The organism is Campylobacter coli LMG 9860 (genome assembly GCF_000254135.1).
GTDB classification, from domain to species: domain Bacteria; phylum Campylobacterota; class Campylobacteria; order Campylobacterales; family Campylobacteraceae; genus Campylobacter_D; species Campylobacter_D coli.
On record NZ_AINS01000015.1, the window covers coordinates 1 to 16,057 of the forward strand.

General features: G+C 30.5%; 15 protein-coding genes. 3 read left to right on the forward strand and 12 right to left on the reverse strand.

Annotation, left to right across the window (positions count from 1 at the left end; all coding sequences use genetic code 11):
• Positions 1-96: 96 nt before the first annotated feature.
• From abc-f to pheS, 10 genes are all read right to left on the reverse strand, one after another.
• Positions 97-2,028 carry a ribosomal protection-like ABC-F family protein gene (abc-f, locus tag CCO88_RS02640; protein ID WP_002839283.1) on the reverse strand — a complete coding sequence of 644 codons (1,932 nt, stop codon included), beginning with the start codon at positions 2,026-2,028 and terminating at the stop codon, positions 97-99.
• Between the two features lie 8 nt (positions 2,029-2,036).
• Positions 2,037-3,320: a sensor histidine kinase gene (locus CCO88_RS02645; protein ID WP_002776969.1), complete on the reverse strand. Its 1,284-nt coding sequence runs from the start codon at positions 3,318-3,320 to the stop codon at positions 2,037-2,039.
• On the reverse strand, positions 3,314-3,976 hold the full coding sequence (locus CCO88_RS02650) for a response regulator transcription factor (protein ID WP_002776972.1): 663 nt from the start codon (positions 3,974-3,976) through the stop codon (positions 3,314-3,316). Before CCO88_RS02650 ends, CCO88_RS02645 begins: the two co-directional genes overlap by 7 nt.
• Positions 3,963-5,546 carry a phosphoglycerate dehydrogenase gene (gene serA / locus CCO88_RS02655; RefSeq protein WP_002839285.1) on the reverse strand — a complete coding sequence of 528 codons (1,584 nt, stop codon included), beginning with the start codon at positions 5,544-5,546 and terminating at the stop codon, positions 3,963-3,965. Before serA ends, CCO88_RS02650 begins: the two co-directional genes overlap by 14 nt.
• Positions 5,543-6,031 (reverse strand): hypothetical protein, encoded by a 489-nt coding sequence (locus CCO88_RS02660; RefSeq protein ID WP_002776976.1) that lies wholly within the window; start codon positions 6,029-6,031, stop codon positions 5,543-5,545. The genes serA and CCO88_RS02660 overlap by 4 nt, the downstream gene beginning before the upstream one ends.
• A gap of 2 nt (positions 6,032-6,033) precedes the next feature.
• A complete protein-coding gene (locus CCO88_RS02665) occupies positions 6,034-7,704 on the reverse strand; it encodes a 30S ribosomal protein S1 (RefSeq protein WP_002776978.1) in 1,671 nt (556 codons plus the stop codon).
• Between the two features lie 139 nt (positions 7,705-7,843).
• Entirely contained in the window at positions 7,844-8,674 is an 831-nt protein-coding gene (locus tag CCO88_RS02670; RefSeq protein WP_002839288.1) for a 4-hydroxy-3-methylbut-2-enyl diphosphate reductase, read from the reverse strand.
• Positions 8,664-9,944: a 3-phosphoshikimate 1-carboxyvinyltransferase gene (gene aroA, locus CCO88_RS02675; protein WP_002839289.1), complete on the reverse strand. Its 1,281-nt coding sequence runs from the start codon at positions 9,942-9,944 to the stop codon at positions 8,664-8,666. The genes CCO88_RS02670 and aroA overlap by 11 nt, the downstream gene beginning before the upstream one ends.
• The gene (gene pheT / locus CCO88_RS02680; RefSeq protein WP_002820436.1) at positions 9,941-12,262 is read right to left on the reverse strand and encodes a phenylalanine--tRNA ligase subunit beta; all 2,322 of its coding nucleotides are present in this window, start codon (positions 12,260-12,262) and stop codon (positions 9,941-9,943) included. The genes aroA and pheT overlap by 4 nt, the downstream gene beginning before the upstream one ends.
• On the reverse strand, positions 12,259-13,251 hold the full coding sequence (gene pheS, locus CCO88_RS02685) for a phenylalanine--tRNA ligase subunit alpha (protein WP_002776986.1): 993 nt from the start codon (positions 13,249-13,251) through the stop codon (positions 12,259-12,261). The genes pheT and pheS overlap by 4 nt, the downstream gene beginning before the upstream one ends.
• 120 nt (positions 13,252-13,371) lie before the next feature.
• Between pheS and CCO88_RS02690 the strand changes: the two genes are divergently transcribed.
• Positions 13,372-13,737, forward strand: coding sequence for a histidine triad nucleotide-binding protein (locus tag CCO88_RS02690; protein ID WP_002776987.1), 366 nt, complete (start codon positions 13,372-13,374; stop codon positions 13,735-13,737).
• 38 nt (positions 13,738-13,775) lie between these two features.
• Here CCO88_RS02690 and CCO88_RS02695 read toward each other — a convergent pair whose 3' ends face one another.
• Together CCO88_RS02695 and CCO88_RS10595 are read right to left on the reverse strand one after the other, a co-directional pair.
• Positions 13,776-14,345 carry a DJ-1 family glyoxalase III gene (locus CCO88_RS02695; RefSeq protein WP_002776988.1) on the reverse strand — a complete coding sequence of 190 codons (570 nt, stop codon included), beginning with the start codon at positions 14,343-14,345 and terminating at the stop codon, positions 13,776-13,778.
• Positions 14,338-14,478, reverse strand: a complete 141-nt coding sequence (locus tag CCO88_RS10595) for a hypothetical protein (RefSeq protein WP_002784338.1) — start codon at positions 14,476-14,478, stop codon at positions 14,338-14,340. Before CCO88_RS10595 ends, CCO88_RS02695 begins: the two co-directional genes overlap by 8 nt.
• A 110-nt stretch (positions 14,479-14,588) precedes the next feature.
• Here CCO88_RS10595 and CCO88_RS02700 point away from each other — a divergent pair, with 110 nt between their 5' ends.
• Positions 14,589-15,332: an amino acid ABC transporter permease gene (locus tag CCO88_RS02700; protein WP_002784340.1), complete on the forward strand. Its 744-nt coding sequence runs from the start codon at positions 14,589-14,591 to the stop codon at positions 15,330-15,332.
• Positions 15,325-16,053, forward strand: a complete 729-nt coding sequence (locus CCO88_RS02705; protein ID WP_002784341.1) for an amino acid ABC transporter ATP-binding protein — start codon at positions 15,325-15,327, stop codon at positions 16,051-16,053. Before CCO88_RS02700 ends, CCO88_RS02705 begins: the two co-directional genes overlap by 8 nt.
• Positions 16,054-16,057 lie beyond the last annotated feature (4 nt).

Here is a 16,057-nt window from a genome sequence, read left to right on the forward strand (position 1 = left end):
GTGCTCTACCCCTGAGCTATTCCCGCAATTTGAAGTCAAATTATAATAAATTTTAATAATTTTTGTCAATAAATTTCATATTTTATTGATAAAAATTTATAGATTTTCACTTTTTTCCAAAACTTCAAAATATTCGCTTTCTAATTTTTCTAATTCTTTTTGTGCTTGTTCTAGCTCTTCATAAAGAGTGTTTATGCCTATTTCTTGATATACGCTTGGGTTTGAAAGATCGCTATTGAGTTTAGAAATTTGTTTTTCAAGCATTTCGATTTTTTCGGGATGATTTTTTAAAATTTCATTTTCTTTATAGCTTAGTTTTTTGCTACTTTTTTCTTTTTGCATACGAGTTTGCTCTTGCAAATCAAGACTTGAAACATAATCATCAAATTCTTGCATTTCTTTTTCATTTTCAAGATATTCAGTATAAAGCGTATGCAAAATATTGATCTTAGCGCCGTTCTCAAAAGCATAAAGTTTGGTAGCAATTTTATCTACAAAATATCTATCATGAGATACTAGCAAAATGGCTCCTTCAAAGCTAAGCAAGTACTCTTCTAAAATATTAATAGTCGCTATATCAAGATCATTTGTAGGCTCATCTAGGATTAAAACATCATATTCTTCTGTAAAAAGTAAAGCCAAAGCAACGCGATTTTTTTCTCCGCCACTTAAAATGGAAACGCTTTTATCTAAAAATTCTTTAGGAAATAAGAAATTTTTTAAATACCCATAAACATGCATATTTTTTCCGCGTACTTCAACCCTGTCGCCTCCATTAGGGCAGAAAATTTCAAGCAAGGTTTTATCTGAATTTACAAGACTTCTAGCTTGATCAAAATACCCTATTTTAATCTCTCCACGCTTGATCTCTCCACTATCCTGCTTTAATTCTCCTAAAAGTATTTTTAAAAAAGTAGACTTTCCACAACCATTTTTGCCTACTATAGCAATGCGTTCACCTTGTAAAATACGACTTGAAAAATCTGCAAAAAGAGCTTTTTCTCCTAAATTTTTACTTACATTTTTAAGCTCAAAAAGCATTTTTTTGCGATTAGGAATTTTTTCTCCTGTAAAATTTAAAGCTGCCCTTGAAATTTCAAGCTTTAAACGCTTGATGGCACCAGGATTTTTTTTAGCTTCTTCACGCATTTTAAAAATACGCTCCTTGCGCCCTTCATTTCTTTTAAGTCTTGCTTTAACACCTCTTCTAAGCCATTCTTCCTCGCTTTTTAAATGCTTTAAAAGTGTTTCATGGCTTTTAGCTAAACTTTCTAAAATTTGAGTTTTTTTCTCTAGGTAATTCGTATAACCACCCTTAAACACACTAAGTTTACCTTGATCAACTTCTACACATTTATGCGCAATTGCATCGATGAAATATCTATCATGCGAGATAAAAATCACACACATTTTTGAATTTTTTAACAAATCCTCCAAAAAGCTTGTCATATAAACATCAAGGTGGTTTGTAGGCTCATCAAGCAATAAAATATCAGGATTTTTAAGTAAAAGTATACAAAGACCTACTCTGCGAATTTCACCACCGCTTAAAGTGCAAACCAAACGATCAGAGTAATCTAATAGGCTGAATTCTTTTAAAACACGCGTGATTTTAGCTTCGATATTCCAAGCATCTTTGCCATCGATTAAAGCAATTAAATCATCCATCTGTTTTAAATACTCTTTGTTTGTAGGCTCTTTTTCGAGTTTGCTTTGCGATGTTTCATATTCTTTTAAAGTATTATAAATTTCTTCAAGTTCGATTTTTATGGCTTCTTTAACGCTTAAATTTGCGTTAAAATCAACGGTTTGCGAAAGCATGGCTATACTTTTTCCATTTTGCCTTACCACTCTGCCGCTATCTAGAGCTAGAGTGCCTAAAAATGCTTTTAAAAGACTTGATTTTCCTTCTCCATTTTTTCCTATGATGGCTATTTTTTCGCCTTCATTAGCGCTAAAATTTGCCTCATTTAAAACAATTTTTTCCCCAAATTTTTTTGAAGCGTCAATTAAATCAATAAGTGCCATTTTTTTCCTTAATGAAGTTTAAAACTGAATTTAGAACCCTGCGATACAGTACTAGAAATTTCTAAATAGCTTTTATGTATGCTTAAAATTTTTTTTACCAAAAAAAGCCCAAGTCCAAAAGAATTATTGCTCTTAGTGTCAATTTTATAAAATTTTTTCGTAATAAATTTTAATTGATTCTTTTCTATACCCTTGCCAAAATCCAAAACACTAATCTTTTGATCTTGCGCAATCAAAATAACCTCTTTTTGGCTGTATTTTAGAGCATTAGAAAGTAAGTTAATAATCACTTGCTCGATTAAAAACTCATCCGCTTTTACTCTAGTGCTTTTTCCGCGTAAAATCACTCTTTCAAAACCTGGGTTTTTAACAATTTTTTCACACAAAGTAAAAAGATCAAATTCTTGCATTTGCAAGGCTTCGTGGTTGAGATTAAAAACAAAATTAAGCTTATGTGTTAAAGCATTCAACTTTAGGCTTTGGCGTGAAATTTTTTCTAGTAATTCGTTTTTGAGTTTTTCATCTTTTAAATTCTCATCCTTAAGCATTTCTAAGCTAAGATCAATCACACTTAAAGGATTTTTAAGCTCATGAGAGATAGCAGAAATAACACTTGCTAATTGAGTATTTTTAAGAGAAATCTTATCACTTTGTTTTTTGTTTTTTTGAGTATTTTTTAAGATTTTTTCCTTTGTTTTTAAAAGTTTTTTGTTTAGTAAATTTAGCTCTTTAAAAATACTCTTTTCTAAAATAATGGGTTTTGAATCGTTGATAAAATTTAAAAATTCTAAAATTTTTTTAAAACTTTTTGCTAGTTTTCTTCCCATAAAAAATACTAAAATAAAAACAAGCATAAAATAAATCCCAAAACTTATGCTGATTTTTAGCCAAAAATTTTGCAAATTTAAAAATCTTGGATAAACAATGATCATATATTTATAGTCTTTATAGGTAAATTTTTTTACAAGAACTCTTTTTGAATTTAAATCATAAATTTTGTTTTCTTCTAAATTTAAAAATAAATCCGCATTTAAAACCGAAGAAATCTCAAAATCATCTTTCAAAATAATAAAATCCGCCCTTGTATCTTGTGCAAATTCTTTGATATTGTTAGAATTTAAATCTTCTAAAAGAGAAAATTTTAAAACATCATCAAGGCTTTTGATTTTTTGTTCGTATTGTTTTAAGAGTAAAAAATTCAAATAAGAATTTGTAAGCGTATAAAATATCACACCAAAACACAAAATCAACAAAACAAAAAAAGTTATAAAAATATTTTTAGTTTTCAACATATCTTATAACCAATGCCCCTAACGCTTATAATATGCTCTTTAAGCTTTGGAAATTTGTTTCTTAGTCTTGTTAATGCTATATTGATCGTCTTGTCACTTGTGGTATCATCTTTCCATACATTTTCACTTAAAAATTGTCGTGTCAATAAAGTATTGGGATTTTCAAAAAAACATTTTAAAAGCTCATATTCCAAATTTGAAACATCTAATTTCTCATTCTTGTAGAAAAATTCATAATTGATCAAATCCAAAGAAAAATCTTTAAAAACTAGCTTTTCTTCTTCTCTTTTGTGGCGTTTTAAAATAGCTTTAATACGAAGTAACAATTCATTAAAATCAAAAGGTTTGCACATATAATCATCGCAGCCACTCTCAAAACCTTCAAGTAAATCTTGATGCAAGGTTTTAGCGGTTAGAAAAATCACCGCTTCTTTATAACCTTGCTTTCTTAGCTCTTTAATCCTATCTAAAGAATCCCCGCTTGGAAGATTTCTATCAACTATCAAAAGATCGATTTGCTCACTATCTAGCAAATCTTCAACTCCTTTAAAATCTAACAAGGAAAAAATTTGATAATCGCAAGCCTTAAGTCTTAAACTAAGTAAATCATTTAAATCTATATCATCTTCTATGATAAGAATTTTAGATTTCGACATATTGTACAAATATACATGCCTCTAGTTGTCTTAATTCTTCTAAAACTTCTTTTTGCACTTTTTCATCGATCAATACCACTGCTAAAGCATATCCAAAACCATCTCTACCCAATCTAAAATCAGCGATATTGATATTTTTAGATGCTAAGACAGAGCTGATTTTAGCAATAACCCCTGGGATATCTTTATTTTTGAAAATAATCATTTTTCCTTTTGGCTTGAAATCAGTTTGAAATCCATTTAATCCAACTATGCGTTGTTCATTTTCATTAAATACAGTTCCTGAAACATTAATATTTGAATTCTCTGTGATGATTTTAACACTAAGTTTGTTGTTATAACCGCTATTTGGAAGGGTTTCGCAAGATAAATCTACACCTTTTTCTTTGGCAACAAATTCAGCATTAACATAATTTATTTTTTCACCTAAAATTCCACTTAAAGCTCCTACAGCAGCAAATGTAAGCATTGAAGTAGCATATTCGCCTATCACCCCTTCTGCTTCTAATTTAATACTTTTTATAGGATTTTTATCAATTTGAACTGCTAAAAATGCCATCTTAGAAACAAGCTCGATGTAAGGTGCTACAAAAGGTGGCAAATCCTCAGTTTTAATAGGTAAATTAAGAGCATTAGGATATGCCACACCTCTAGCCGCACTTAGGGCTTGTTCACAAGCTTCTCTTGCAATATTGTCTTGACTTTCTAGAGTATTAGCTCCAAGATGAGAGGTTACTGAAACATTTTCAAAATCTAAAAGAGGATGGTTGGTAGCAGGTTCTTTTTCGAAAACATCGATACCAAGCCAAGCTATTTTACCACTTTTTAAGCCTTCGCATAGAGCTTCTTCTGTATATAAGCCCCCGCGAGCACAATTAATAAGTCTTATACCATCTTTCATTTTTGCGATTTCATTAGCACCAATCATACCATCAGTTTCTTTAGTTTTTGGCGTATGGATGGTGATAAAATCGCTTTGAGTAAGAATTTCATCCAAACTTTTTGCTTGCTCCATATCTAAGTCTGTGATTTTAGAAGCTGAAATATATGGATCGTAGGCTAGAATTTTCATACCAAAAGCTTTGGCACGGATGGCTACACGCGAACCTATATTTCCAAAACCGATAACACCCAAGGTTTTACCCATGAGCTCTACGCCATACCACTTTTCTCTTTCCCATTTTCTTTCATTCTTTAAAAAATTATGTGCATTAACAAAACTTCTAGCAGAACTTAGAAGATGAGCCATAGTAAGCTCTACTGCAGCAATGGTATTAGCAGTTGGGACATTCATTACTATAACACCGCGTTTGGAACATTCAGGGATATCAACATTATCCACCCCTACTCCTGCGCGTATAAGAGCTTTGAGTTTTTTAGCATGATTTAAAAAATTGACATCTACATCAGTAGAACTTCTAGTAATAGCGACTTCTACATCTGCAAGCATATCCATTAACTCATTCTTTGGAACTTTAGCAGCTTCTATAAGCTCAATATCCTCAGCTTTTCTTAAAAGCTCTACACCCTTATCTAAAATTGCATCACAAACAATAATCTTTTTTTTCATAACCAAATCTCCTTCGCTTCTGTGTTAATTTTATATTTTTTAAGTTCTTTGATAATATCATCAATTAAATTTTTATTGCCCGTATCTAAAAAGATTTCAGGACTTTCGCCGGATTTTAATAAAAAATACTTCACGTTAAAAGAATTTAAAGTCTGTCTTAAACAAAACATGGAGTAAATATCATGCTTATTAACAACAAGTTGATAGTATTTGTTTTTTTCTTTAAGCTCACTAGTATCTGCATCAAAATGTAGAGTAAATTGCTCTACGGCTGGAGTAAAATCTTTACTAGGCCATTTGGCTAATTCTTCTCGCCAAGTGAGTTCTTGGGTTTGCCTTTCTTCAATCTGATGCGTATTTGTATCTTTAGCAAATTCGGGAATAAAGTTAGAATTTGCTTTAAATTTCCAAAGCAGTACAAAAACGACAATAAGCAAGATGAGTAATAAAATACTCAAAATGCTTATAGTTGCATATTTTTTCATCATTAAGCTAACTGATCTTTAATGATATCACCTAAAGTTACTTTATCGTCGCTATTGATTTCATTTAATACTTCTCGCTCTTTAATTCTAACCAAATTCTTAACACTTAGGCGAATTCTGTTTTTCTTTTCATCGATAAATGCAATTGCAGCTTCAATTTCATCACCAATTTTTAAATTCTCAAGAGTTGAAGCACTAATATCTTCTTTATGAATAAGCGCATCTACATTTTTATTGAGTTCTACAAATACTCCAAAATCTTTGATATCTCTAATTTTTCCTTTAACGATATCGCCTACTTTATGATTTTTAGCATATTCTTGAACAGGTGATTCGCTAAGTTCTTTAATGCTTAAAGAAATTTTTTGACCCTCTTCGTCGATTTTGATAATCTTAACTTTGATAATATCACCATTGTTAAATTTATCTTTACATTTTTCATTTCTGTCCCAAGATGCATCTTCATTATGCAAAAGACCCTCTACAGAACCAATTTTTACAAAAGCACCAAAAGAAGTCGTTGAAGTAACTTCTCCTTCTATCACATCACCAATTTTGTGATTTTTCATAAATTCGTCAAAAGGTTTAGAAAGTAAATTTCTTAAAGATACTCTTAAGCGTCTTTCATCTGAATTGATTTCAATAACTTCAACATCGATTTCTTGACCCTTGCTAATATAATCTTTTGGATTTTTTATATTTTTATCCCAAGAAATTTCGCTAATATGCAAAAATCCTTCTATATCGTTACCCAAATCAACAAAAGCACCATATGGCTCTATATTTGAAACAATAACCTTAATGGTATCACCCACTTCTAAGCTGTCTTTAATTTCTCCCCAAGGATCAGGTAAAGCCGCTTTGATAGAAAGGGATAAATGTTTGCGATCTTTGTCATATTTTACTACTTTGACAGGAACTTTATCTCCTTCTTTGTATAAAATACTAGGATTTACAGGTCCTTTATATGAAATTTCACTATAGTGAACAAGTCCATCAACACCACCCACATCAACAAACATACCATAAGTTGTAATTTTTTTTACAACACCTTCGATAAGCCCTTCTTGCTGAGCGATATTATTAATAAGTTCTTTGCGTTTTTTTCTTTCATCATCTAAAGTTTTCTTTCTAGATACAATAATGCTTTGCTCTTCTTTATCAACTTTGATGATTTTAACCTTAAAAGTTTTACCTATAAGATTGTTATTTTCTTTGAAGCCGTATTGTGATTTTGGTAAGAAAAATTCTACATCATCATCATTTACAACAACAAGTCCGCCTTTATTCTTTCCTACTACTTTTACTTCAAAAATATACTCATCATCTTCTTTATAATTTTGAATAAAATCGATAACTTTTTCTTTTCTTAAAGCTTTTTTGTGAGAAAGTAAAGATCTACCACCACGAGAGCCTACAACAGCAACTTTAATGCTATCACCTACTTTAAATAACAAATTAGCATTTTCATCTTGAATTTCATTTAATGCTAAAATACCTTCTGATTTTCTGCCTATATCTACATAGACTTCATCATTTTTAATCTCTACGATTACACCTTCAGTTATAGTTTCTTCTCTTGACTTGTCAAAAGCTTCTAAAAGCTGCCCAAAGTCTTCATCTTCAAGATAGTCCTCTAAATTGTTTTGAACTTTTTTGTTCACCTCGCTCATCATGGTCCTTTTGAAAAAAAATTAAAATTTGACTGATTTTACCTTATTTTTATTTAATTAGTGTTAAGAATTTTAATTTTTATTAATTTTTTTAAATTGTAGTTTTATTTACTTTTTGAAAAAATAAAATATCACAATTTTAGCACTTAAACGATTCTATTTTGGCTATAACTTTTTTAATAATCCAATCAGGCGTACTAGCTCCAGCGCTAATTCCGCAATGTGTTTTATTTAAAAACCATTCTTTTTGCAATTCTTCTTCGGTTTCGATCAAATAGCTATCTTCGCAGTTTGCCTTAGCTATTAAAAAAAGTTGTTTGGTATTGGCTGAATTTTTACCTCCGACAACTACCATCACATCACTTTTGACAGAAAGTTCTTTAATAGCATCTTGATTTTTAAAAGTTGCGTCACAAATTGTATTAAAAACTCTTACTTCTTTAACCCTAAGAATTAAAAAATTAACTATTTCCATAAAATGTTCAGGTTTTTTAGTCGTTTGACTTACAACTGCTATTTTATTAGGTAATTTAATATTTTCAAGATCTTTTTTATCTAAAACTACATAAGCTTTTGTGGCTACATAGCTTCTTACACCCTTAACTTCAGGATGATTTTCATCGCCAAAAATTACCACATCATAGCCTTCTGCACTCATTTGTTCACAAATTTGCTGTGGTTTGGTTACAAAAGGACAAGTTGCATCAAAAATTTCAATATCTTTCTTTTTAAGCTCTTCTAAATCTTGCTTAGTAATTCCATGTGTTCTTATAATGGCTTTTTTTTCATCACTTAAAGCTCTTATGTTCTCTAAGGTTTTAACATTGAATTTCTTTTGCAAGCGAGCAATTTCTTCATTATTATGGATAAGCGGCCCTATGGTTGCCGCATCTTTAATTTGTTCAGCTTTTTTAATTGCTCTTTTTACACCAAAACAAAAGCCATAATTTTTAGCTAATTCAATAATCAATCCTAGCTCCTATTTTTGTAAGAATATCCATAAAGTTAGGAAAAGAAGTTTTAATACACTCACTTTCATCAATCTCCATTCCGCAAAGTAAGCCTAAAATCGCAAAACTCATGGCAATACGGTGATCCCCATAGCTTTTTATTTTAGCTTTTTTGATTTGAGAGCCTTCGATTTCAAAACCATCTTCAAGTTCTTTAGCATTTACTCCACAAAGTTTTAAATTTTCAACCGTAGCAGCAATTCTATCGCTTTCTTTTACCCGAAGTTCTTTGGCATTGATGAGTTTAGATTTACCCTTTACTAAAGCAAATGCTATAGCTAAAGCGGGTGCTTCATCTATAAGCCAAGCTATATTTTCTTTAACTTCTACTGCTTTTAACTCGCTTGAGCTTGCATGAATTTCGCCTATGGTTTCAAAATCATTTTGTGTAATTTTTATTTCAAGTTTTGCACCCATTTTTTGCAAAATTTTGTAAGCCTCAATACGTGTAGGATTGAGTAAAATATTTTTTAAAACTACTTTAGAATTAGGTAAAATAATCGCAGCTAAAGCAAAATAAAAAGCCGAAGAAGGATCGTTAGGTATAAGAATATCTTGAGCTTTTAAAGCTTGATTTAAAGGAGAAATTTCAAGGCTTAAATAATCATCACTGATTTTTAAAGGTGCATTCATAGCTTTTAGCATGTTTTCACTATGATTTCTACTTAAAGATATCTCGCTAAATTTGGAAGTTTTATCCGCTCTAAAAGCAGATAAAATCATAGCTGTTTTAACTTGAGCTGAAGAAATTTCACTTTTATAATCAAAAGCTTTTAGTTTTTGTCCTTCTATACAAAGTGGAGCTAAATTTGCTTGTTCTCTGCCGTAAATTTTTGCACCAATTTCACTTAAAGGTTTACAAATTCTTTTCATGGGGCGATTGTTAAGATATTTATCGCCACTTAAAACAAAAAAGCCTGAAACACCCGCTAAAAATCCTATCATCAAGCGCATTGCAGTGCCTGAATTTCCGCATTCTAAAACACAATTAGGAGAAAGTATCTCACTAGGCGGCATAATACTTACACTAGAACCTTCTCGCTTTACTTTAGCTCCTAAATTTTCTATTATTTTCAGAGTATTTAAAGTATCTTCAGCTAAAAGATAATTTTTAGCCCTATTTTCACTTTGGGTTAAAAGTGAAAAAATAGCAAAACGATGAGATATGCTTTTATCTGCTGCTATATCAGAAATTTCAGTATTAAAAGATTCTAAGGCATTTATTTTCATCTTAATTCAAGCCCCATTTCTTTAAAGCTTTGTAAAATTTTATCCATATGTTCTGCAACTTGAGCCTCTTCTAAGGTTTTATTCATATCTCTAAAAACAAATTTAAGAGTTAAACTATAAGAATTTTCAAGGCTTGCGTCGCTATACAAATCAACCAAGCGGAAATTTTCTAAATTTTCTAAATCTAATTCTTCTATGCAATTTTTAATTTTTTCATATTCAAAACCCTTAGGTATAAGTATGCTAAGATCTCTGCTAATGCTTGGGAATTTAGAATAAGGTTTAGCCAATTTAAAATGATGTTTAATCAAATTTAAATCAAGTTCGCAAATATATGTTTTTAGCAAATCTCTTTCGTTTTCTATTTTTAAATGCAAGCGACCTGCAAAACCTATTTTTAAATCTTTTAAGTAAATATCAGCTTGCTCGTAAGGACTTAAAATATCATGCTTTGAAGCTTTTAATTTAAAATCTCCTATGATATTTTTAAGATCTAAAAGAAAATCATAAAAATTTACCAATTCAGGCTTTGCTTTATTCGAAATTTTAGGCTCTTCCTGATAGCCTGAATGTACAAAAGCTATATGATTGAGTTCTTCATTATTAGTTCCAAAAACTACTCCAAGTTCAAAAAGCTTAATAATCTTTTTAGAATTTTTCGCATTTAAACTTGCTGCGTTTAAAAGATGGTTTAAAAGCGTTGTTCTTAGAGTGTTTAACTCTGCAGTAATTGGATTGATAAGTTTTAATTTTATAGGATTAAAACCAAGAGATTTTAGCTCCTCTTCATTATCTAAAACATAATGCAAACTTTCAAAATATCCGTTAGCTACCGCTTTTTTTCTAAGTTCTACTAGCTCTTTATAATTTTTATAAGTGGAATTTAAACGATTTTTTTCTACAAATTCCAAACCTTTTGAAGCGATATTATCAATACCTATAATACGCACTACTTCTTCACAAATATCAGCTAGATTTTTTATATCAGGGCGATGCATAGGGGCTTTAACATTAACAAGTCCATCAGCGGAAATTATAAGTTCAAAACCTAGTTTTTTAAGAATTTTTAAAACTTCATCCTTATCGATTTCTTGACCTATAGTCTTATTAATGCTTTCAATACTGATTGCTATGTTAGACAATTCCTTATTTGTTATAATTTGTTGTGAGGAGCTATAAATAATCAAATTTGGATTTTTTTCTAAAACGCTCAATAAAAAATCCATACCTAAATTCAATTTAGGCTCACTTCCTCTAAAACTTCTATAAATAGTTTGCTCATCTTGCTTTTTATAAGCCATTTTTGCATCTGCAATAATCATTGGATCAGTATAATTTGCCTCGATGATGATTATCTTAGAATCTTCTTTGCATTTAAATTTTTCTTCTTGGTAAATTCCGCTTACACTAAGAAGTTCATCTTGGTAAGAAATTTTAGTCTCACCCCGTGTTTCTTTGACTAAGCTAAAAGTAAATTCTTCATTTTCCTTATAAAAAGAATTGAGATCATAAGCATTAAAGAGTACACCTGTAGAGTGTGTTGCGTAATTTAATAAATTTTCTATAGGGTTTTTTCCAAAATTTTCTATTTGTGCCAATCTTAAACTAATGAGTAGATTGGTTTGAATTTTTTCTTTTAATTCTATAGCTCTGTAATTATAAAGACTGTTTAATTCTTTTTCAGCACTCAAGCGTAAAATACGACCTATGCCTAAAATATTTTCCCCTTCTTTAAAAGGTGGTTTTTCTTTTAAGTTTAAATTCAAAGCCACTGCTAAATCGCGTGCTATACCATAAATACTAAGACAATCTCCCCTATTTGGAGTTAATTCAACTTCGATCAAACCATCATTAAAAATTTCATAGGAATTTAAAGCTTTTCCAAGCTCTAATTTGCCTATACTATCGTCTAAAAGCATAATGCCATCATTGATTTTTTCAAAGCCTAATTCTGTGCTAGAACAAAGCATACCGCAAGAATCTACTCCTCGTAATTTAGCCTCTTTGATCTCCATACCATTTGGCATTAAAGCACCTTTTAAGGCCACTGCGACAAATTGCCCTTGTGCGACATTTTGGGCTCCACAAACTATTTGCAAGATTTCATTTCCAACATCAACTTGACAAATGCTTAATTTGTCAGAATTTTCATGCTTTACTTTTTCTTTGACAAAACCCACTACGATTTTATCCGGCACTTTTAAGGTGCAAATTTTATCTACTTCTATACCTATAGAATTTAATGTATGCGCTATATCATCTAAACTTTTATCTTTAAAATCTAACCAATCACTTAACCAACTTTTAGTAATTATCATCTAAATTGCTCCAATAGTCTTAAATCACCTTCAAATAAAGATCTTAGATCAGGAATTTGATGTAAAAGCATTGCAAAGCGTTCTACACCAAGACCAAAAGCATAGCCACTTACATCTTTATAACCTACAAAATTAAATACATTAGGATCTACAACCCCGCATCCTAAAACCTCAAGCCAACCCGTTTGCTTACAAACCCTACATCCACAACCCTTGCAAAATACACACGAAATATCAACTTCTGCTGATGGTTCTGTAAATGGGAAAAAACTAGGACGAAAACGCACTTTTACATCTCCAAACATATAACGCAAAAAGTCCTCTAAAATACTTTTTAAATTTGCAAAACTTACTCTTTGCCCTTCTTCTACTACAAGCCCTTCTACTTGATGAAACATGGGAGTATGGGTGATATCAAAATCTCTTCTAAAAACTGCTCCTGGAGCTATCATTCTAATGGGTGGTTTTTGTGCAAGCATGGTTCGAATCTGCACAGGAGAAGTTTGAGTTCTTAAAAGTCTTTTATCGTCAAAATAAAAAGTATCTTGCATATCTCTTGCCGGATGAGATTTTGGTAAATTTAAAGCTTCAAAATTATGAAAATCATCTTCTATTAAAGGGCCTTTTTCTATGCTAAAATTTAAATTTACAAAATACTCTATAATTCTATCCATAGTACTCATAACAGGATGTAAAGCACCATTTGTAGGACTTTCATCAAAATAGTTAAAATCAAGAGCATCTTGCTTCATTTTTTCTTCTAAAGCAAGATTTTCCAAAATTTTAAATTTTGATAAATAAGCCTCATTAAAAGCATCTTTTTGAGAATTTAATTTAGCTGCAAATTCTTTCTTTTCTTCACCCGCTAAATCTTTTAGTTTTGCAAAACTCTCTGTTAAGATACCTTTTTTTCCAAGGACAGCAACTCGAAGAGCCTCTAAGTCATTTAAATTTTTACATTCTTGAATTTGTTCGATAAAATTTTGCAATTTTCTACCTTAATAAGTTATTTTTAGTTTTAATTTTATTAAAAACTATTTTAAATTCAGCATAAAAACTAAAGTTTAAAGATATAATTGTATAAAATTAACACTAAAGAAGGATAAATAATGAAAGAAAAAACTGTTTTTGAACTCATTGTTGAAGGAAAAATTCCTTGCAATAAAGTACTTGAAAATAATGATTTTTTAGCTTTTCATGATATAGCTCCTAAGGCGCCCATTCATATACTTATTATCCCGAAAAAACATTTTAAAGATTTTCAAGAATTTGATCCTAAGCTTATGGAAAAAATGACAAGTTTTATACAAGAATTGGCTGTACTTTTAGGAGTGGATAAAAGTGGATATCGCTTGGTAACAAATTGTGGCAAAAACAGCGGTCAAGAAGTTTTTCATCTACATTTTCATATGTTGGGTGGCTTTAGACTTCCTAAAGAAAAAGATGAGAATGAAAATCCTCAAGCTTTATTTTAATTTATGATAGTGTTTTTTACACTATCATAACAAAATGCTTATTTTGTTAAAGGAATAAGCAAACCTTCATATAATGAATTATAAATTTCATCACCGCATAGTTGCTTTGCAAGCTCTAATCCAAATAAAATAGCCGTTGCAGGACCTGCACTTGTAATAACATTTTTATTTACAACTACAGCTTTATTCACTCTATTTCCTTGAAGACCTGTTTCGCAACTTGGATAGCAAGTAAATTCACCCTCTAAAACTCCAGCAGCATTTAATACTATAGGAGAAGCACAAATTGCAGAAACAATCTTGCCTTCACTGTGTAGTTTTTTAATAATACTTAAAATTTCATTTGAATTTTTAAGATTATTCATACCATCAAAACCACCCGCCAAGGCTATTGCATCGAGATTTTTAGTGTCTACAGCTTCTAAAGAACAATCCGCTTTTATGCTGATCCCATTTGCACCTTTTACCAAAAGTTCATTATCCAAAGAAGCGATAATAACTTCCAAATTCCCACTTAATTCCGCAGCTCTTTTTAATACATCTGCTATACCTATAAACTCAGCTTCTTCAAATCCTTGAGCCAAAGGAATCAATACTTTTTTACTCATTTTTTCTCTCCTTATTTTTAAATTTTTCTTCTCGAATTTTAGCTTTTTCACTCATTTGACGGTTAAATCCTACTATTAAAAATATCATAAAAAGTACAAAAGCTACGACTAAAATAAAATCCAAAACTATCATATCATGAAGCCTTTTTTGAAAATTCTAACATATTATTGCAAATCTTTAAAGAAAAATCAAACGATAATTTTATAAAATTTAAGTCAAAAATTTTTGATAAAGGTTGTGTTTTGAATCAAAAAAATATAAGAATATTTGTATTTTTCGCCATCATTCTTTTTTGGGGATATTTTTCTTTTCCTATTGAAATTTTACAAATTAAAGAAGCGGATGGGGCTATAAATTACGGATACACTCCAAATGCGCAAGCTTACATAAAAAGTTATTTTATCACTCTTTTACTTACTGCTTGCTCGGCAATTATTGGTGTAGTTGTTGGTTTTAGTCTTGCCATTTTACACTTTTCAAAGATAAAAGTTTTAAATTTTATCATAGATGAATATATTGATATTATAAGAGGAACCCCTGTAATATTACAACTTATGATTTTTGCTTTTGTAATTTTTACTTTTATTGATAATCTTTATGCAGCAATATTTGCCCTAGGGCTTAATAGCTCTGCTTATATAGCAGAAATCGTAAGAAGCGGGATTAATAGTGTCGATAAAGGACAAATGGAAGCAGCGCGTGCTATGGGGCTTGATTATAAAACTTCAATGAAAGAAATTATATTACCACAAGCGACCAAAAACATTTTACCCGCTTTGGCTAATGAATTTATTTCTTTGTTTAAAGAAACTTCCGTGGTTGGATTTATAAGCGTTATTGATATTACTATGCAAAGCCAAAGCCTTCAAGCGGTATTATACAATCCAAAACCTCTTATTTTTACAGGACTTGTGTATTATGTAAGTGTAAAAATTTTTAGTTATTTTGCTAAAAAACTTGAGTTAAGGATGAGCAAAAATGATTGAGATTAAAAATTTAAATAAAAAATATGGAAATTTAGAAGTTATTAAAAATATCAGCACCAAAATTTCCAAAGGCGATATTATATCCATCATAGGTCCAAGTGGGGGTGGAAAAAGTACTTTTTTGCGTTGTATTAACCGCTTGGAACTTGCAGACAGTGGAGAAATTCTTATCAAAGGACGCAATATCTTAGATGAACAAACTGATATTAATAAAATTCGTCAAAAAGTCAGTATGGTATTTCAACATTTTAATCTTTTTGCCAATAAAAATGTATTGCAAAACTTATGCTTAGCCCCAGTAAAAACAGGAATCTTAAGCGAAGATGAAGCTATAAATAAAGCTGAAATTTTACTTAAAAAAGTAGGATTATCCGATAAAAAAGAGGTAATGCCGCACAAACTTTCAGGCGGACAAAAGCAACGCATTGCCATAGCAAGAAGTTTGATGATGAATCCTGATGTCATTTTATTTGATGAGCCTACTTCAGCACTTGATCCTGAAATGATAGGAGAAGTTTTAAGTATCATGAAGGATTTGGCCGCTGAAGGGCTTACTATGATAGTAGTTACTCATGAAATGGGTTTTGCCAGAAATGTCGCTAATCGCATTTTTTTCATGGATAAAGGAGAACTTGCAGTGGATGCAAGCCCTAAAGAAGTATTTGAAAATCCAAAAAATGAAAGATTGAAAGAATTTTTAAATAAGGTTTTAAATCACTAAAAAG